Annotated in this window: 18 protein-coding genes; 12 read left to right on the plus strand and 6 right to left on the minus strand. The window is 59.0% G+C overall.

Annotated features, from left to right (window positions below; all coding sequences use genetic code 11):
• The first annotated feature begins 7 nt into the window (after positions 1-7).
• The 3 genes from trpB (at position 8) to ATE40_RS10040 (ending at position 2,536) form a co-directional block, all read left to right on the plus strand.
• Positions 8-1,198, plus strand: coding sequence for a tryptophan synthase subunit beta (trpB, locus tag ATE40_RS10030; RefSeq protein ID WP_049242960.1), 1,191 nt, complete (start codon positions 8-10; stop codon positions 1,196-1,198).
• Positions 1,198-2,004 (plus strand): tryptophan synthase subunit alpha, encoded by an 807-nt coding sequence (gene trpA / locus ATE40_RS10035; protein ID WP_063918443.1) that lies wholly within the window; start codon positions 1,198-1,200, stop codon positions 2,002-2,004. The genes trpB and trpA overlap by 1 nt, the downstream gene beginning before the upstream one ends.
• Before the next feature lie 217 nt (positions 2,005-2,221).
• Positions 2,222-2,536, plus strand: coding sequence for a BON domain-containing protein (locus tag ATE40_RS10040; protein ID WP_019452714.1), 315 nt, complete (start codon positions 2,222-2,224; stop codon positions 2,534-2,536).
• Between the two features lie 42 nt (positions 2,537-2,578).
• Here the strand turns inward: ATE40_RS10040 and ompW are convergent, their stop codons facing one another.
• Complete coding sequence (gene ompW / locus ATE40_RS10045) at positions 2,579-3,211, minus strand: outer membrane protein OmpW (RefSeq protein WP_019452715.1); 633 nt, start codon at positions 3,209-3,211, stop codon at positions 2,579-2,581.
• Positions 3,212-3,497: 286 nt separating this feature from the next.
• On the opposite strand from ompW, the gene ATE40_RS10050 reads away from it, so the two are divergent.
• Both ATE40_RS10050 and ATE40_RS10055 read left to right on the plus strand, forming a co-directional pair.
• On the plus strand, positions 3,498-3,938 hold the full coding sequence (locus ATE40_RS10050; RefSeq protein WP_025159790.1) for a YkgJ family cysteine cluster protein: 441 nt from the start codon (positions 3,498-3,500) through the stop codon (positions 3,936-3,938).
• 34 nt (positions 3,939-3,972) lie between these two features.
• Complete coding sequence (locus ATE40_RS10055) at positions 3,973-4,725, plus strand: YciC family protein (RefSeq protein ID WP_019452717.1); 753 nt, start codon at positions 3,973-3,975, stop codon at positions 4,723-4,725.
• A 52-nt stretch (positions 4,726-4,777) separates the two neighbouring features.
• Here the strand turns inward: ATE40_RS10055 and ATE40_RS10060 are convergent, their stop codons facing one another.
• Positions 4,778-6,481, minus strand: a complete 1,704-nt coding sequence (locus ATE40_RS10060; protein ID WP_063918444.1) for a SulP family inorganic anion transporter — start codon at positions 6,479-6,481, stop codon at positions 4,778-4,780.
• A 221-nt stretch (positions 6,482-6,702) separates the two neighbouring features.
• On the opposite strand from ATE40_RS10060, the gene ATE40_RS10065 reads away from it, so the two are divergent.
• A complete protein-coding gene (locus tag ATE40_RS10065) occupies positions 6,703-7,242 on the plus strand; it encodes a septation protein A (RefSeq protein WP_019452719.1) in 540 nt (179 codons plus the stop codon).
• A gap of 76 nt (positions 7,243-7,318) precedes the next feature.
• Positions 7,319-7,747 carry an acyl-CoA thioester hydrolase YciA gene (yciA, locus tag ATE40_RS10070; protein WP_019452720.1) on the plus strand — a complete coding sequence of 143 codons (429 nt, stop codon included), beginning with the start codon at positions 7,319-7,321 and terminating at the stop codon, positions 7,745-7,747.
• 71 nt (positions 7,748-7,818) lie between these two features.
• On the opposite strand, the gene tonB is transcribed toward yciA, so the two are convergent.
• Positions 7,819-8,562: a TonB system transport protein TonB gene (tonB, locus tag ATE40_RS10075; RefSeq protein WP_063918445.1), complete on the minus strand. Its 744-nt coding sequence runs from the start codon at positions 8,560-8,562 to the stop codon at positions 7,819-7,821.
• 235 nt (positions 8,563-8,797) lie between these two features.
• Entirely contained in the window at positions 8,798-9,451 is a 654-nt protein-coding gene (locus ATE40_RS10080) for an epoxyqueuosine reductase QueH (protein ID WP_019452723.1), read from the minus strand.
• 175 nt (positions 9,452-9,626) lie between these two features.
• On the opposite strand from ATE40_RS10080, the gene ATE40_RS10085 reads away from it, so the two are divergent.
• Together ATE40_RS10085 and ATE40_RS10090 are read left to right on the plus strand one after the other, a co-directional pair.
• Positions 9,627-9,923, plus strand: a complete 297-nt coding sequence (locus ATE40_RS10085) for a YciI family protein (RefSeq protein WP_063918446.1) — start codon at positions 9,627-9,629, stop codon at positions 9,921-9,923.
• A gap of 161 nt (positions 9,924-10,084) precedes the next feature.
• Entirely contained in the window at positions 10,085-11,035 is a 951-nt protein-coding gene (locus ATE40_RS10090) for an amidohydrolase family protein (RefSeq protein ID WP_063918447.1), read from the plus strand.
• A 48-nt stretch (positions 11,036-11,083) separates the two neighbouring features.
• On the opposite strand, the gene ATE40_RS10095 is transcribed toward ATE40_RS10090, so the two are convergent.
• Both ATE40_RS10095 and ATE40_RS10100 read right to left on the minus strand, forming a co-directional pair.
• The gene (locus ATE40_RS10095) at positions 11,084-12,085 is read right to left on the minus strand and encodes a LacI family DNA-binding transcriptional regulator (RefSeq protein WP_063918448.1); all 1,002 of its coding nucleotides are present in this window, start codon (positions 12,083-12,085) and stop codon (positions 11,084-11,086) included.
• A 71-nt stretch (positions 12,086-12,156) separates the two neighbouring features.
• On the minus strand, positions 12,157-12,711 hold the full coding sequence (locus tag ATE40_RS10100; protein WP_019452726.1) for a D-lyxose/D-mannose family sugar isomerase: 555 nt from the start codon (positions 12,709-12,711) through the stop codon (positions 12,157-12,159).
• Between the two features lie 228 nt (positions 12,712-12,939).
• On the opposite strand from ATE40_RS10100, the gene ATE40_RS10105 reads away from it, so the two are divergent.
• Genes ATE40_RS10105 through ATE40_RS10115 form a run of 3 tightly spaced genes read left to right on the plus strand, consistent with a single transcriptional unit; the run spans position 12,940 to position 16,998 of the window.
• Positions 12,940-13,974: an NAD(P)-dependent alcohol dehydrogenase gene (locus tag ATE40_RS10105; protein ID WP_063918449.1), complete on the plus strand. Its 1,035-nt coding sequence runs from the start codon at positions 12,940-12,942 to the stop codon at positions 13,972-13,974.
• A gap of 4 nt (positions 13,975-13,978) precedes the next feature.
• Positions 13,979-15,496, plus strand: a complete 1,518-nt coding sequence (gene xylB / locus ATE40_RS10110) for a xylulokinase (protein ID WP_063918450.1) — start codon at positions 13,979-13,981, stop codon at positions 15,494-15,496.
• Entirely contained in the window at positions 15,493-16,998 is a 1,506-nt protein-coding gene (locus ATE40_RS10115) for a sugar ABC transporter ATP-binding protein (protein ID WP_063918451.1), read from the plus strand. The genes xylB and ATE40_RS10115 overlap by 4 nt, the downstream gene beginning before the upstream one ends.
• Positions 16,999-17,012: the final 14 nt, after the last annotated feature.

Here is a 17,012-nt window from a genome sequence, read left to right on the forward strand (position 1 = left end):
AACTCTCATGACGCTGCTTAACCCCTACTTCGGCGAATTTGGTGGCCAATACGTGCCGCAAATTCTGATGCCGGCCTTGAAACAACTGGAAGAAGCCTTTGTCAGCGCTCAGCGCGATCCGGCGTTTCAGGCAGAATTTATCGATCTGTTGAAGAACTACGCGGGCCGCCCAACGGCGTTGACGCTGTGCAAAAACCTCACCGCCGGCAGCAACACCAAGCTCTATCTGAAGCGTGAAGATCTGCTGCACGGCGGCGCGCACAAAACCAACCAGGTGCTGGGCCAGGCCCTGCTGGCCAAACGCATGGGCAAAACCGAGATCATCGCGGAAACCGGCGCCGGTCAACACGGGGTCGCCTCCGCGCTGGCCTGCGCGCTGCTCGGCCTGAAATGCCGCATCTATATGGGTGCCAAGGACGTCGAGCGCCAGTCGCCGAACGTGTTCCGCATGCGGCTGATGGGTGCGGAAGTGATCCCGGTACACAGCGGCTCCGCCACGCTGAAAGACGCCTGCAACGAAGCGTTGCGCGACTGGTCCGGCAGCTATGAAACCGCGCACTATATGCTCGGCACCGCCGCCGGTCCGCACCCGTATCCCACCATCGTGCGTGAATTCCAGCGCATGATCGGCGAAGAAACCAAAGCGCAGGTGCTGGAGCGTGAAGGCCGTCTGCCGGATGCGGTCATCGCCTGCGTCGGCGGCGGCTCCAACGCCATCGGCATGTTCGCCGATTTTATCGATGACGCCGAAGTGGGCCTGATCGGCGTGGAACCCGCCGGTCTGGGCATCGAAACCGGTCAGCACGGCGCGCCGCTCAAGCATGGCCACGTCGGCATCTACTTCGGCATGAAAGCGCCGATGATGCAAACCGACGAAGGCCAGATTGAAGAGTCCTATTCGATCTCCGCCGGGCTGGACTTCCCGTCCGTCGGGCCACAGCACGCCTACCTGAACAGCATCGGCCGCGCAGAATACGTGTCAATCACCGACGACGAAGCGCTGGAAGCGTTCAAGGCGCTGTCGCGCCATGAAGGCATCATCCCGGCGCTGGAATCTTCGCACGCCCTGGCGCACGCGCTGAAAATGATCCGTGAAACGCCGCAGAAAGAGCAGATCCTGGTGGTCAACCTGTCCGGCCGCGGCGACAAAGACATATTTACCGTTCACGACATTTTGAAAGCACGGGGAGAAATCTGATGGAACGTTATCAGCAACTGTTCACGCGTCTGGAAAGCAGCAAGGAAGGCGCATTCGTCCCGTTCGTCACGCTGGGCGATCCCAACCCGGCGCTGTCACTGCAGATTATCGACACCCTGATTGAAGCCGGCGCAGACGCGCTGGAGCTGGGCATCCCCTTCTCCGATCCCCTGGCGGACGGGCCGACGATCCAGAACGCGACGCTGCGCGCCTTCGCCGCCGGCGTCACCCCGACCCAGTGCTTCGAGATGCTGGCGGCCATCCGCCAAAAGCACCCGACCATTCCTATCGGCCTGCTGATGTATGCCAATCTGGTGTTCCATAAAGGCATCGATGCGTTTTACCAACGCTGCGCCGAAGTGGGCGTGGATTCGGTGCTGGTCGCCGACGTGCCGTTTGAAGAGTCTGCGCCGTTCCGCGCTGCCGCCGCGCGCCACGGTATCGCGCCGATCTTCATCTGCCCACCGAACGCCGATGACGAGCTGCTGCGTGAAATCGCTTCGCACGGCCGCGGCTATACCTACCTGCTGTCGCGCGCCGGAGTAACCGGCACCGAAAGCCGGGCGCAGCTGCCGCTGCATCATCTGGTGAACAAGCTGCGCGAGTACCACGCCGCGCCGCCGCTGCAGGGCTTTGGCATCTCCGAACCGGAGCAGGTGAAGGCCGCGCTGCAGGCCGGCGCCGCCGGCGCGATCTCCGGCTCGGCCATCGTCAAAATCATCGAACAGCACCATGCCAACCCGGCGGAGATGCTGGCTAAACTGGCGACCTTCGTCAGCGCGATGAAGCACGCCACCCGGGCATGATCCTCTTTGGCGAGCGCCCTGCCGGCGCTCGCTTTAACAGCTTGTTTCCCTTCAAAGTTTGTTCCATTTATTTACCGCAAAAATTTGAACAAACCGCCGTCTTGTCTCACAATGAACTTTGTTCGCTATGCATTTCTTCGTTTGACTTGGGGAATGCGCTCGCAGTGGCGATACACCGTCGCGAGTTTTAACCATAACATTGCATGGAGAGTAATTTATGAAGCTTTTTAAAACCCTTTCGGCCTTGTGCATGGCAGCCGTTGTGGCGGTCGCGGTGAGCGCTTGCGCGCCGACGGCAAAATCTGAGGGAACGGGCGGCTATATCGATGACACGGTGATCACCACCAAAGTGAAATCGGCGCTGCTGGCGGATAAAAACATTAAGTCGCGCGAGATCAGCGTGGAAACCTTTAAAGGACGCGTTCAACTGAGTGGTTTCGTGACGTCCAGCGATGACGCCAACCGTGCGGTGCAGGTTACTCGCGGCGTTGCCGGCGTGAAATCCGTTGACAACGTGATGCAGCTTAAATAATACCGACAGGGAGGCCTTGCGCCTCCCTGCTTACGGCTTTGATCAGAAGCGGTAACCCGCCCCGAACATGAACACCCACGGATCCAGACGCGTATCGAAGCTGTGGTGCCCACCATTCGCATCGTTGAAGCGAGTTTTGGTTTCGATGTTCATCCACCACACCGACATGTTCAGCATCCAGTGTTCATCCAGGTTGTAATCCAGACCGGCCTGCGCCGCCACACCCCAGGAGTCTTTCAGATCGAGGTTGCTCAACCCGGCGCTTTTACCGTAGTCGTTGAACTTCTCGTCGAAGAAGGTGGTGTAGTTAACGCCGACGCCCAGGTAAGGACGCAGTTTGTCCTGCTTGTCGCCGAAGTAGTATTGCGCCATCAGCGTTGGCGGCAGTTGGTGAACGGTCGCCAGATCGGTGCCGCCCAGCGTCACCTTGTGGCGGAACGGGGTTGCGGCCAACAGCTCAACGCCAATGTTGTCCGTCACCATATACCCGAAGGTCAGGCCGAGCTGAGTGTTGTTTTTCGCATCCAGCGAACCTAAGCCCAGCACGTTGTCCGACCCCGCATTCGGGCGTACCGTCGCGGTACCCGCGCGGAACAGGAAATCACCAGCCTGATGCGCACTTGCCAACATAGGCGCCATCATCGTCGCCAATACCACCAGAGTTGTCTTTTTCATTATCCATTCCATTTGTGTGGTTAATCTCTCGGGGAGGAATATACCTACTTTCGGGTATTTGTGATCCCATCGAGATCACATCTTATGTGTAAAAATTTAAAATCCTACTAAAAACAAGGTTACCTAACCACTTAATAAATCAAGGATTGATCTGCATCAAAAAATCGATTTTGTTGCAAATTATCTACATGTTCAAATTTCAGTTGCGGAGAAAAATGCGGCTGAGGTAATTTCGTTTTCCGTGTTGGTTTTGGTTGGTGCCGTAAGGAGTCGGCGGGCAATCAAGATGAGCGAAATCCTTAATCCCTGTGTCAGCTGCGGCGCATGCTGCGGTTATTTTCGAGTGTCATTCTATTGGGCCGAAGCCGAAGACGGCGGCGGCACCGTCCCTCTTTCCCTAACGGAGCCTTTGACCCCGTTCCTACGCTGCATGCAGGGGACCAACAGCAAGTCCCCACGCTGTACCGCATTGGACGGCGAGATCGGCACCGCCGTGTCCTGCTCGATCTACCTCAATCGGCCCAGCCCGTGCAGAGAGTTCGATCAGTCCGGTGAAAACGGCCTGCGCAACGAAGCCTGCGATCGCGCTCGCGAACGCTACGGCCTGCCGCCGTTGCCGGTGCCCTTGCCGCTTTCGCTGCCTGAGACGACGATCGTTGAAGAAATAGGCGTAGTGCAATTCGCGGGGTGCCACAGCGGCGTGGAACAGGGTACAATCACCCACTGATTTATCTCTGTTTTCCCGACGCCAAGGAGTCTGCATGCCTATCACGGCCAACGCTTTGTACCGTGACAGTTTTAACTTTTTACGCAACCAACTGGCCAGCATCCTGATGCTGGCGCTGTTGACGGCGTTTATCTCCGTGCTGCTGAATCAGGCCTTCAGCCCCGATGCCGAACAGTTGGCGACGCTCGCGGCCACCACCAGCGATTTCGCCTCGTCTACCGGCATGGGCATTCAGGAAGTGATCCAGCAGATGACGCCGGAACAGCAGATGGTGCTGCTGAAAGTGTCGGCCGCCGCCACCTTCTCCGCCCTGGTCGGCAACGTGCTGCTGGTCGGCGGGATGCTGACGCTGATCCGTCTGGTGTCGCAAGGGCAACGCACCAGCGCCCTGCGCGCGCTCGGCGCTTCGGCGCCCGATCTGCCTCGCCTGTTGCTGCTGCTGTTTATCTGCACCCTGCTGATCCAGCTCGGTCTGACGCTGTTTGTGGTGCCGGGCGTGATCATGGCGATCGCCTTCGCGCTGGCGCCGGTGATCGCCTCCGTCGACAAAAAAGGCGTGTTCGCTTCGCTCAAGTTGAGCAGCAAACTGGCCTTCGCCAATGCGCGCGTGATTGTGCCGGCGATGATGCTGTGGCTGGCGGCCAAGCTGCTGGTGCTGTTCCTGGTGAGCCATCTGTCGGTGCTGACGCCGAACGTCGCCAGCGTAGTGTTGACCGCGTTGAGCAACCTGGTGTCCGCCCTGCTGCTGATCTATCTGTTCCGTCTGTATATGCTGCTGCGCGGCTAAGGCCGGCGCCACCAAAACCCAAGGGGCACGCTTCGGCGCGCCCCTTTTTTGTTTACCCCGCTGTGGCGGCTTCCGCCTGCTCCTTACTCTGAATCAGCTTCAGCGCCAGATACAGGTCCGGCACCAAAATCAGCTCTTTGTCACGCCCCAATCGGTTGATGCGGAACCAGCGCGTCAGCTCGGTGCGGCGCCCCGCCAGTACCAGCTTAACGTTACGCTGCAATAGGTCGCGTTTCAGTTCGTCGATGGCCGCCAGTACGCTGATGTCGGCATGGGTAAAGCTGGCCACCGCGTCCACCACCACCCAGCGCGGCTGGAACGGCGTGCCGTCGACCAAATTGAGGATGCGGCGTTTAAAATACGCCACGTTGAAATAGGTTAGCGGCGAATTGAAGCGGTACATCATGACGCCAGGCACCGCCTTCACGCCATTGTTGTTGCCCATGGAATGGATCATGCCTTCGTCGTTGACCCCCAGCAGCTGTTCCGTCGGCCGGAAGACGGTGCGCAGAAACTGCATCAATCCGAGCAAGACCGCCAAGCCGATACCGCTGATCACCCCCACCAGCAGCACGCTGAGGAAGGTAAACAGCGCCAGGCGGAAAGCCTGAGCGTTGCGACGGCGCAAGACCCAGATGCCGCGAATGTCCAGCAGCGACCAGGCCGCATACATCAGCACCACGCCCAATCCCGCCACCGGAATAAACTGCAGCGGCGCCATCAGGAACAGCAAGACGAAGGCGATTACCGCCGCGGCGATGATCGACACCAGTTGGCTCTTGCCACCGTTGGCGTCATTCACCGCGGTACGCGAGTCCGCACCGCTGATGGCGAAACCTTGCGACAGCGCCGAAACGATATTCACCAGCCCCAACGCGCGAAACTCGGCGTCGGCGTTGACCTCATAACCGTTCTTGGCGGCGAAGCTGCGGGCAGTAAGCATCATGCTGACAAAGCTCACCACCGCCAGGTTGAGCGCCGGGATCACCATGTCGCGCAGCAAACCAGGCTGAAAGTCCGGCCACTGGACGATCGGCAACACGCCGCTGAAGCCACCCACCGTCACCACGCCATGCTGCTGCAAGCCGCCGGCCCAGGTAACGAACGCCGCCAGCACGATGGCGAACAGCGGCGCCGGCCAGTTAGGCCGCCATTTTTTGAATCCAAGCAGCGTCACCAACGTCAGCAGCGACACCGCCATCGTCAGCCAATCGCTGTGCAGCAGGTTACCCGGCAGCGCGTAGATGCGTTCGATCAGCTGCGCCTGATGCACCGTGAACCCCAACACCTTGCCGATTTGATCGACGATAATGGTCAGCGCCACGCCGTTCAGCAGCCCGCTGAGGATCGGCCGCGACAGCAGATCCGCCAACGCCCCCAGCTTGAACCGGCTGGCCAGCAGGCACCATCCCCCCATCATGGCGGTCATCATGATGGTCAGTTGCCAATGGCGTTCCATATTGCCCGCCGCCAGCGGCGTCACCACCGCGGCGATCACCGCACAGGTGGCGGCGTCGGGCCCGACGATCAGCTGGCGTGACGAACCGAACAGCGCATAGGCCACCATCGGCAAGATACAGGAATAGAGCCCGACTACCGGGCTGACGCCGGCCAGCTCGGCGTAGGCGATGGCCACCGGCAAGGCGACGGCGGCAACGGAAAGACCGGCGCGAATATCCGGCTTGAGCCAACCGCGTTGATACCCCAATAAATGCGTCAAACCAGGCGTCAGGGCCTGGAGAGATTTCCACTGCATGCTGTTTTCCGCGGTAAATTATCTGGTTATTATGGCACTTACTATGCGACCTGCGGCCGACTCTGGCAATGCAACCGTGCTTTCTTGCGTAAGTTTATGCAAATTCCTGCTTTCGCGGCAGAAATCCGCCGGCCAAACGCCGATAATCGGCAACGTCCGGCGGTACACAGAGCCCGCCGAATCCGGTATAGTCGGCCGATGAACAGATGATGGATTGATTTATGAAGCAGTTTCTTGATTTTCTCCCGTTGATTGTCTTTTTCGCTTTTTACAAGCTGTACGACATTTACGTCGCCTCTGGCGCGTTGATCGTCGCCACCGCACTGGCGCTGGTGTTCACCTGGGTGAAATACCGCAAGGTTGAGAAGATGACGCTGATCACCTTCCTGATGGTGTTGGTGTTCGGCACCCTGACGCTGGTGTTCCACAACGATTTGTTCATCAAGTGGAAAGTGACGGTGATTTACGCGCTGTTCGCGCTGGCGCTGCTGATCAGCCAGTGGGTGCTCAAAAAGCCGCTGGTTCAACGCATGCTGGGCAAAGAGCTGACGCTGCCGGACAAAGTGTGGAGCAACCTCAACCTGGCCTGGGCGGTCTTCTTCCTGGCCTGCGGCCTGGCGAATATCTATGTCGCTTTCTGGCTGCCGCAAAGCGTCTGGGTCAATTTCAAAGTCTTTGGCCTGACGGTGTTGACGCTGGTATTCACCCTGCTTAGCGGTATCTATATTTACCGGCACATGCCGGCAGAACAGAAAAAATAGTTACAAATTTGTTAATGCCTGCGGCGCTTGCCGCGGGCAGTATGAAGTGATTCCCTCCTTTTAAAAGCAGACTGCTATGACACAACAACGACCTTTACCCAGCGGCGAGCTGGTGCTGCGCACGCTGGCGATGCCGGCTGATACCAATGCCAACGGCGATATCTTCGGCGGCTGGCTGATGTCGCAAATGGATATCGGCGGCGCCATCCAGGCAAAAGAGATCGCCGAAGGGCGCGTGGTGACCGTACGCGTAGACGGCATGACCTTCCTGAAACCGGTGGCGGTAGGCGACGTGGTTTGCTGCTATGCGCACTGCATCCGCACCGGGCGCAGCTCGATCACCATCAATATCGAAGTGTGGGTAAAGAAAGTCTCTTCCGCTCCGATCGGTCAGCGCTATCGCGCGACAGAAGCGGTGTTCACCTATGTGGCAGTCGATGCGGAAGGCAACTCGCGCGCGTTGCCAGACGGTAAAATGAATTTCCGCGTCGGCTTCGAAGAGTAAGCCGGCGGAGATACCGCAAATGCAAAAAGGGTCGCCGAGGCGACCCTTTTTTTCTTTGATGGTGACCGAACTCAGTTCAATTCGGTCGTGCCGTTCAGCTTGAAGCGGATAGTCACGGTGCGATCTTTCGCTTCCTTGGCTTCATACCGCCATTTGCGCATCGCCTGCTTCACTTCACGCTCAAACATATTGCGCGGTTCCGCCGACAGGATGCGCACGTTGCTCACCCGGCCGTCGCTGTCGATATCGAACTGTACCCGCACATTACCTTCGATCTGCAAAGCCTGGGCTCGCGGCGGATAGAGCGGGTTAGCGCGGCTGATCGGCCTTGGCCCAACCTCGCGCGAGTTGCCCTGCACCGGCGCGGCAGGCGCCTGTTTCACCGGCGCTTTGTCGATCGGCTTGGCCGGCGAATCGTTGTTGAACGGCGACGGCTCGCGCGGCTCGACTTTCTTCGGCTCCGATTTAACCGGTTTTTCTACCTTCGGCTTTGGCTTAGGCTTCGGTTTCGGCTTGACCGGCTCCGGCTTCACGATCGCCTTTGGCGGCGGCTCCACAATGGGTTCCGGTTCTGGCTCCGGCTCAGGTTCAACCTGCGGCGGTTCCGGCTCGGCCGGCGCCGGTGGCGGCGGTTCGGCCATCGCGGCGGTGTTGACCATCATGACGCTGATCGGCGCGTCCTCTGGCTTCGGCAGCTCCACCACTTCCTTTACCGAAGCGTAAAGCAACCCCGCCACCAGGGCGCTGTGCAAGCCTACGGACAAAACAAAAGGCACGGATATACGGCGATTAAGGAACATCTTTTTTAGCGGCATAATGATTCTGTTTCCTCTGGTTCGCCAAGTTTAAATGCAAATAGCAATCATATTCAATAACGAAAGGCAAACTATCGCTTTAATCGTCAGTATCCGCAGCGAAAACCAGCAAACTCATAAGGATATTAACCTGGCCGTTGCTTTTTAACCGCCGAATCAACACGCTTCATTAACGTTTGGCCGAGCGCTAAAAATAAAAAACCCGCCGTAGCGGGTCGATTGCGGTGATTAAGCGTTATTCTTCATCGCCATAGTAGAGCACGCCCAGCTTAATCAGCGGCCGCCCCTGCGCTTTGCGATGCAGGTTGGTGTCGCGCAGCGAATAGACGCAGCCGCAGTATTCCTGCTGATAGAAGCGTTCGCGTTTGCTGATCTCTATCATGCGCGACGAACCGCCCTTCTTGCGCCAGTTGTAATCCCAATACACCAGATCGGGATACTTTTCCGCCGCCCGGACGCCGCAGTCGGTGATCTGCTGCATGTTCTTCCAGCGCGAGATACCCAGCGAGCTGGAGATGGTGTCGTAACCATGCTCATGCGCATACAGCGCCGTGCGCTCGAAACGCATATCGAAGCACATGGTGCAGCGAATGCCGCGCTCCGGCTCATGCTCCATCCCTTTGGCGCGAGCGAACCAGTTGTCGGTGTCGTAATCGGCATCGATAATCGGCACCCCGTGCTGCTCGGCGAAACGGATATTCTCTTCTTTGCGCAACAGATACTCTTTTTGCGGGTGAATGTTGGGGTTATAGAAGAAAATGGCGTATTCGATCCCGGACGCCTGGATCGCTTCCATCACCTCGCCGGAACAGGGCGCGCAGCACGAATGCAGCAGCAGTTTGCTTTTGCCCGCAGGCAAATCGAGTTTTTCCCTTACCAGTTCCGTCATATCCTCACCTCAATGGCATATCAGTTTAAGCGCGCCGCACTATACGAATAAAAAGTAGCGGCTTCAAGGCATAAGCGCCAATCCGCCGGGAAATTCGCCGCGCGCCGTTCCCCTGCCGCGTCTTTTGCGCTACCTTGATAGCACCGTTTTATAGCCATGATTTTAAAGGTGAAACATGCTTTATCTGATCTACGCGCAAGACGTCCCCAACTCGCTGGAAAACCGCCTGGCGGTGCGCCCGGCGCATCTGGCGCGCCTGCAGGCGCTGCGCGACGCCGGCCGCCTGGTGGTCGCCGGCCCTAACCCGGCTATTGACAGCAACGATCCCGGCGCCGCCGGCTTTACCGGTTCAACGGTGATCGCCGAGTTCGCTTCGCTGGCGGAAGCCCAGACCTGGGCGCAGCAGGATCCCTATATCGCCGCCGGCGTCTACGCCGACGTGACGGTGAAACCGTTCAAGCAGGTATTCTGACCTCATTACCTGACCGGGAGCGGCGTACCGTTCCCGGATCAATGCGTGCTCTCGTCCGCCCTCATCGGTAGAAAAAATGCCTTCCCTTCGGGCGCTGTAGCGCCGCCTGCCTATACTCTCCTGAACCCGCGGCATCGCCGCGTACTCCGGGAGATCGACCGATGCGACTCGATGTTCACGCTCACCTGTGGAGCACAGAGTATCTGGATCTTTTGCAATCTCATGGCCTGCACGAAGTCGCCGCCTATCGGCAATTGGGCGCCGGCCGCAGCGATCGCGAGCTGGCAGCCCGCTTCGCCCTGCTGGACAGCGCCGGCATCGACATGCAAATCTTGTCGGCGACGCCGCTGTCGCCGCACCTGGAAGACGAACAGGCGGCCGTTGATGCCGCGCGCCGGATCAACGATGAATATGCGGAGCTGGCAGCGCGTTATCCCACCCGCTTCCGGGCCATCGCTTCTTTGCCGCTGCCGCACATCGACGCTGCGTTACGCGAGCTGGACAGAGCCTTGACCCAGCTCGGCATGCTGGGCGCCTGCATCACCACCTCAGTACTCGGGCTCTCTATCGCCAACCCGCTGTTCGAGCCGCTCTATCAGGAACTCAACCGCCGCCGCAGCGTGCTGGCCATTCATCCCGCCGGCCGCGGCGCGCACTCGCCGCTGATCGCCGATTACGCCTTGACCTGGTCGATCGGTGCGCCGATCGAAGACACGGTCGCCGCCATGCACTTTATCCTCAACGGCATCCCTCTACGCTTTCCGGAGATGAAAATCATCGTTCCGCATCTGGGCGGCCTGCTGCCAATGACGCTGGAACGCCTCGACCAAACCGTCGCGTGGGAAGCGCCGGATACGCCGGAACCCCCGAGCTGCGCCGCCCTGCGCATGTGGTACGACACGGTAGGACACGATCAGGTGCCTGCGTTGCAAGCGGCAGCAGCGACATTCGGCACCGAGCGGCTGCTGTTCGGCACCGATTTTCCGTTCCAGCCGGGCGAGCTGTTTCAAACCACGGTGGACTACATCCGGCGTGCCGGATTGCCGGAGGAAGAAGCGAGCGCCATTTTGGATCGCAATGCGGCGACGCTGTTTGGGCTGGAGGCAAACTGACGCGCGGAGCGCGCGTGCCAAGGCCGCCTTATAAGGTTGCGCCTGCGGTTATATAACGAGTTTTCCCCGCACCACCACCTTGCCCGGTTTAATGTCAGGATCGGCAATGCGGCGAATTGCCAGATTTAAGGCCTGCCAGGCGATCTCTTGCAAATCATGCGACACGCAGGGGAAATGAAAACCGTAAATCTCGGCATGCGAAACCTCATCGATGCTGAACAGCGACACCTCCTGCATCAACGGCAGCCGATGTTCGATGCAGGCCTTGATGATGCCCAGGGAGATTTGGTTGTTGCAGCCGACGAAAAAGTCCGGGGCGCGGTTGTTGGCCAGCCAACGGCTCGTCTCTTGCCAGGCGACATCCATAAAGAAATCGGCGTACAGCACTTCCAGCGACGCCACTTTGCCTTGCAAAGCCGCTTGCAATCCAGTGACCCTGTCACGCGCCACATTGGAATTCTCCGGCCCGGAGACCACCACTACCCGCTGCGCCTGCTGTTCCAGCAGCCAACGCCCCGCCTGGAGACCGCAGTCCAGGTTATCGATATACACCCCGCTGCAATGGCGGCTGTCCAATTCCCTATCGATCAGCACCACCGGGATATTGAGCGTTTCCAAGCGTTTCAGATAGGAAGGCTGGTACAAATGATCGTTGGAAATGACCGATAGAATGATCGCATCGACGTTGTAGCCAATGAGTTTGTCGATGATTCTGTCTTCGCTTTCCTGAGACTCATAGGAGTCGAACACCAGGGTGTCGTACCCCATTTTTTGCGCTTCGAGCGTCATCAGGCGCGTCAGGCCGCCAAAGAATGGGTTGGCCATATCAGGATTGACGATACCGATGGTTCTGCTGCTTTTCGCTCGCAGATTGCGCGCGGCGGCATTGACCACGTAACCGAGTTCGGCGGCAGTCTCGCGAATTCTCCTCAACGTTTCCGGATGGACCTTGTCCGGCTGTGAAAACGCCCGCGAAGCGGTTATTTTGCTGACATTCGCCTGTGCGGCGACGCTGGCCAGCGTCGCTTTCCGTCCTCGATCCACTGCCAAATGCAGCTCCTTAGCTTGAAGATATCATTTCGTACCATTCTCGGCATCATGACAGAACTTTGCCCATGGCGCTAATGGTTTACGCCTGCAAGGCGGTTAATACGCGGATCGGTAAAAATATCCAGCTCGTCGCGGCTCTCGGAAGAGAACTCGGAGACCACCGCGCCCTGCTTTCCCGCCTGAAACCAGTGCCGGGTGTTGGGGGCGATGGTGTATTGCTCACCCGGCCGCAGAAGGATATAGCGATCGCAGGTATACCACTGCTCCGCCCCTGCGGGCACCCGACATGCCAACTCGCCTCCACGATCGTTGGGCGTCAGGTTTTCATCATCGACAAACAGAAATACCTCCCCCCAACGGCAACGAAAAGTCTCTTGCTTACCGGGCGTGCCGGCGAAAGGCGGATGCAAATGCTCTGGGCAGGTCTGCCCCGGAAAGAGCACCAACTCTTTCGCACAATACCGGGGGGAGTTGACGTAAGTCAGCAGCTGCAATCCCGACACGGGATAGTCAGCCAGACCAAAAGTTGCAATTTCAATACGTTGCTGCTCGTCTTTCGTCAGGACAATGTCCGCCTGGCGCAAATATTCCAGCGTGGCGGCTTTGGCGTTTTGTTGTTTGTTCATCATTTTCCCTGCAAAGTAACGGTATCGATATCAACACGCCGATATTAAAACCGTCATTGCCCCGCCGGTTTTGTGACCGCCATCTCCATATTGAATAACAACCCCCCAGCAAAATTAACTCTCGTCGAGCAATTCCAACATTGATCACAGTTTAACCACCCGCTTTGGCCCACTATCGCCGCATTGAAATGATATCGTTACCATAAAAATGATTCACCAGGAGGCAATATGAAAGCATTAGTGTTGGCCAAGGCGGGGCAAATCGCTATTGAGGACGTCCAGCTGGCCGAGGCGCTGGGGCCCGATGATGTGCAGATTAAAATTCATTCCGTAGGTATCTGCGGCAGCGATGTGCACTATTACCAGCATGGCCGCATTGGCCCGTTCGTGGTTAACGCCCCGATGGTGCTCGGCCATGAAGCTTCCGGCGTGGTGCTTGCGACTGGCGAAAATGTCACTCACCTCAGCGTCGGCGATCGCGTTTGCATGGAGCCCGGCATTCCCGATCTCAACTCGGCCCAAACGCGCGCCGGTATTTACAACCTTGACCCGGCCGTTCGCTTCTGGGCAACGCCGCCGGTGCACGGCTGCCTGCGCGAAACCGTCATCCACCCCGCCGCGTTCACGTTCAAATTGCCGGACAACGTCAGTTTTGCTGAAGGCGCCATGGTTGAGCCCTTGGCTATCGGTATGCAAGCGGCCACCAAAGCCGGGATTAAACCCGGCGACATCGCGCTGGTGATCGGCGCCGGGCCGATCGGCGTGGTAACGGCCCTTGCCGCACTGGCGGGCGGCTGTTCGGACGTCATTATTTGCGACCTGTTTGACGAGAAACTCGCGGTGGCGGCCAGCTACGAAGGGTTGCACGCCGTCAATATCAAAACCGGCGACCTGGCGGGGAAAGTGGCCGCGCTCACCAGCGGCAACGGCGCCGATGTCGTGTTTGAATGCAGCGGCGCAAAACCGGCTATCGCAACGCTGGCTGAGCATGCGGCGCCGGGCGCGACCGCGGTGCTGGTCGGCATGCCGATCGACGCTGCGCCGATGGATATCGTCGCGGCGCAGGCCAAGGAAATTACCTTCAAGACCATCTTCCGCTACGCCAACATGTATCCGCGCACGCTGCGGCTGTTGAGCAGCGGCAAATTGCGCGTCCAGCCTTTAATCAGTCAGACCTACAAGTTCTCCGACAGCGTGGCCGCCTTCGAACGCGCGGCGGCGGGGCATGCCTCAGACATCAAAATCATGCTGGAGATGGAGTAAACCTATGACGCTCTATGCTGGCATAGACTGCGGTACGCAAGGCACGAAAGTCGTGATTGTCGACAGCGCACAGGGCGTGATCCTCGGTGAGGGCAGCGCCCCTCACCGCCTCATCAGCCATTCCAACGGCCGGCGCGAACAAGAGGCCGACTGGTGGGTTGACGCGCTGATCATCGCGTTTCAACAAGCGGTGACCAACGCCGGCGTCGACGCACGCGAGATTAACGCGTTGGGGGTTTCGGGCCAGCAGCATGGCTTCGTGCCGCTGGACGCACAAGGCAACGTGCTGCACAGCGTCAAGCTGTGGTGCGATACCGAAACCGCAGAGGAAAACGAACGGCTGCTGCAGCGGCTCGGCGGCGCCAACGGCTCGCTGGAAACACTCGGTCTGCGGGTCGCCACCGGTTACACCGCGTCGAAAATCCTTTGGTTCAAGACGCACCACCCGGCGCTCTGGGCAAAACTGCACACCGTGCTGCTGCCCCATGATTATTTAAACTTCTGGCTGACCGGGGAACGCGTGGCGGAATACGGCGACGCCTCCGGCACCGGGCTGCTCGATGTGCGCACCCGCAGCTGGAGCAAAACCGCCGTCGATCTCATCGACGACAGCGGCCGCCTGTGGCAAGCCCTGCCGCCGCTCAAAAGCGCGGAATGCTGCATCGGCACAGTGCGCCCTGTCGCGGCGGAAAAGCTCGGCCTCAGCCCCACCGCCAGGGTCTCGACCGGCGGCGGCGACAATATGATGGCGGCCATCGGCGCCGGCAACATCGAGGCAGGCGCCGTCACCCTGAGCCTGGGCACTTCCGGCACGCTATTCGCCTGGTCCGCCGCGCCCGTCGTGGCGGAGTCGGACATGATTGCCGGTTTCTGCTCCAGCACCAACGGGTGGTTGCCGTTGATATGCACCATGAATGTCACCTCGGCCACCACCGCGATGCAAACGCTGCTGGACGAAGATCTTGCCGGCTTCAACGCCCTATTGGCGCAGGCCGCACCGGGCGCCGGCGGCGTCGAGATGCTGCCGTTCTTCAACGGCGAACGCGTTCCGCCGCTGCCCCACGCGCGCGCCAGCCTGCATAACCTGGATAGCGACAATTTTACCCGTGCCAACCTCTGCCTGGCCGTAGTAGAGAGCGCCACCTACGGCCTGCGCTATGGCATCGAGCTGTTCCGCCGCCAGGGCATCGAAACGCGCGAGATCCGTCTCACCGGCGGCGGCGCCCGCAGCGCCGCCTGGCGACAAATCGTCGCGGACGTGATGGGATGCCCGGTGGTCTGTCTGAAAGTCAAAGAGACCGCCGCGTTGGGCGGCGCCATTCAGGCGATGTGGGCGACATCGTTGGCCGATCGCCCGAACCAGAGCGCCGCCGAATTATTGGCTGAACTGTGCCAACGCTTCGTTTCACTGGATGAAGCCACGCGCGCGACGCCAAACGCCGACCGACAAACGCAGTACGAGACGCTTTATCAACGGTACCTGCAGCGTTTGCAACGAACCTACCCGGAGGTGCAACTGTGACGCAAGATCCCCATACGTCAGCCCCCGCCTACCTGCTGGAAGTCAGCGGCGTCAGGAAAGCCTTTGGCCCGGTCGTGGCGCTTAAAAATGCAGAGTTTTGCCTGCGGCGCGGGTCCATCCATGCCCTGTGCGGCGGCAACGGCGCGGGTAAATCCACCTTTCTCAGCATTCTGATGGGCTTTATTCAACCCGATGGCGGCGACATTTTTATCCATGGCCAACGCTGCGAATTTGATCATCCCCGCGATGCCCTCAACGCCGGCATCGCCATTGTGCAACAGGAGTTGAGCGCGATCCCGGACCTGACGGTGGCCGAGAACATTTGGCTGGGCCGCGAGCCGAGGCGCCTGGGGTTCGTCGACTTCGCGACGCTCAACCAACGCACGACCAGCCTGCTCAATGAACTGGATTTCAAGATCGACGCCCGGGAAAAGATGCGCAATCTGAGCGTCGCCGAGCAACAGCTGGTCGAGATCGCCAAGGCGCTGTCGCATGCCAATGCCGACATCATCATCATGGATGAGCCCACCTCGGCGATTGGCGAAGAAGATGCGCAGAAAATCTTTCAGACGCTGCAGCAACTGGCGGCGAAAGGCAAAGGCATTATCTATGTGTCTCACCGCTTGTCAGAGATCTTCCAGATCGCGGACAGCTACACCATTTTTCGCGATGGCGCCTACATCCATGAAGGCTATATCGCCGACATTACCCGTGAACAGCTGATAGAACACATTATCGGCGGCGAGTACGACAGCGAGTTCGCCAAATTCAATCAACCCGGCGAGGCGGTGTTGCTGGAAGTTAACAACCTGTGTTGGCGCGACAAGATCAAAGATATCAGCCTGCAGCTTAAGCACGGCGAAATCCTGGGCATCTACGGCCTGGTGGGATCGGGCCGCAGCGAGTTCCTCGATCTTATCTTCGGCGTTCAGCATGCCGACAGCGGCACGATTCGCTTGGGCGACAAAACGCTGAGCCGTCACTCCCCGCGCGAAGCCATCGACAGCGGTATCGCCTATGTAACGGAAGACCGTAAGGAAACCGGCCTGGTGCTGTGCCGCTCCGTCAGCGAAAACATCAATATCGCCTCTTTCGCCGACATCAGCCGGATGGGATTTGTCAGCGAGAAACGGGAGCAAGCGCGTACCCGCGACATGATCCAGCGCTTCAACGTTAAAACCCACGACGGCGAGCAGCCGGTGGGCAACCTGAGCGGCGGCAACCAGCAAAAAGTGGTGCTGGGCCGCTGGGCGCTGCTGGATCCGGAGGTTTTGCTGCTCGACGAGCCGACGCGCGGCATCGACGTCGGCGCCAAAAAAGAGATCTATCGATTCATGTCGGAATTCGCCTTGCAAAACAAAGGGATCATCATGGTTTCCTCCGAACTTTCGGAAATCATAGGCATGAGCGATCGCATATTGGTGTTCCGTGACGGGCAGTTGGCCGGCGAACTTTCGGCAACCCATGCGACTCAGGCAGCACTGATGAAACTCGCGGTTTAACAGAGAGAGAATAA

It is taken from the genome of Serratia surfactantfaciens, assembly GCF_001642805.2.
In the GTDB taxonomy this organism is placed as follows: domain Bacteria; phylum Pseudomonadota; class Gammaproteobacteria; order Enterobacterales; family Enterobacteriaceae; genus Serratia; species Serratia surfactantfaciens.

Coding starts and splice junctions, on each gene's coding strand:
- ATE40_RS10055 (WP_019452717.1), top strand. CDS start 3,973: ATGCCTATCACGGCCAACGCTTTGTACCGTGACAGTTTTAACTTTTTA.
- ATE40_RS10060 (WP_063918444.1), bottom strand. CDS start 6,481: ATGCAGTGGAAATCTCTCCAGGCCCTGACGCCTGGTTTGACGCATTTA.
- yciA (WP_019452720.1), top strand. CDS start 7,319: ATGACACAACAACGACCTTTACCCAGCGGCGAGCTGGTGCTGCGCACG.
- trpA (WP_063918443.1), top strand. CDS start 1,198: ATGGAACGTTATCAGCAACTGTTCACGCGTCTGGAAAGCAGCAAGGAA.
- ATE40_RS10065 (WP_019452719.1), top strand. CDS start 6,703: ATGAAGCAGTTTCTTGATTTTCTCCCGTTGATTGTCTTTTTCGCTTTT.
- ATE40_RS10090 (WP_063918447.1), top strand. CDS start 10,085: ATGCGACTCGATGTTCACGCTCACCTGTGGAGCACAGAGTATCTGGAT.
- tonB (WP_063918445.1), bottom strand. CDS start 8,562: ATGCCGCTAAAAAAGATGTTCCTTAATCGCCGTATATCCGTGCCTTTT.
- ATE40_RS10100 (WP_019452726.1), bottom strand. CDS start 12,711: ATGAACAAACAACAAAACGCCAAAGCCGCCACGCTGGAATATTTGCGC.
- ATE40_RS10085 (WP_063918446.1), top strand. CDS start 9,627: ATGCTTTATCTGATCTACGCGCAAGACGTCCCCAACTCGCTGGAAAAC.
- ATE40_RS10105 (WP_063918449.1), top strand. CDS start 12,940: ATGAAAGCATTAGTGTTGGCCAAGGCGGGGCAAATCGCTATTGAGGAC.
- ATE40_RS10050 (WP_025159790.1), top strand. CDS start 3,498: ATGAGCGAAATCCTTAATCCCTGTGTCAGCTGCGGCGCATGCTGCGGT.
- trpB (WP_049242960.1), top strand. CDS start 8: ATGACGCTGCTTAACCCCTACTTCGGCGAATTTGGTGGCCAATACGTG.
- ATE40_RS10040 (WP_019452714.1), top strand. CDS start 2,222: ATGAAGCTTTTTAAAACCCTTTCGGCCTTGTGCATGGCAGCCGTTGTG.
- ATE40_RS10080 (WP_019452723.1), bottom strand. CDS start 9,451: ATGACGGAACTGGTAAGGGAAAAACTCGATTTGCCTGCGGGCAAAAGC.
- ompW (WP_019452715.1), bottom strand. CDS start 3,211: ATGAAAAAGACAACTCTGGTGGTATTGGCGACGATGATGGCGCCTATG.
- xylB (WP_063918450.1), top strand. CDS start 13,979: ATGACGCTCTATGCTGGCATAGACTGCGGTACGCAAGGCACGAAAGTC.